The organism is Mediterraneibacter sp. 210702-DFI.5.30 (genome assembly GCF_020560115.1).
GTDB classification, from domain to species: Bacteria; Bacillota; Clostridia; order Lachnospirales; family Lachnospiraceae; genus Mediterraneibacter; species Mediterraneibacter faecis.
In genome coordinates this window covers 1-261 of record NZ_JAJCME010000098.1, presented here as the reverse complement: position 1 = coordinate 261, position 261 = coordinate 1, and the positions used below count along the sequence as shown (strand labels likewise).

The 261-nt window shown below is 43.7% G+C and carries 1 protein-coding gene; it reads right to left on the bottom strand.

Annotated features, from left to right (window positions below):
• Window positions 1-60 precede the first annotated feature (60 nt).
• The coding region (locus LI126_RS14840; protein ID WP_227165695.1) for a hypothetical protein at window positions 61-261 on the bottom strand (201 nt) is incomplete at its 5' end.

Sequence of the window (261 nt, the reverse complement as noted above, 5' to 3'; positions counted from 1 at the left end):
ATCCACCTTTTACTATATCATGTAATCAGTTGATTTGCCTTGACAAACCCACTTATTTATTTACTTTTTTTGATCAACCATGTTGGCAGCCGGAATTCTGATCAGCGTATGCGTATCAGCCAGCTTGCCGCAGCGAACACCCATCCCGTTTAAGACCGTATTGCGATATTTGATCGTCATTACGGCAACGAAAGCATGACCCGTTTTTGAGTCATAGGACTTCAGCTTTTTCATATTCCAAGGATAGCCGGCTGCCTGACC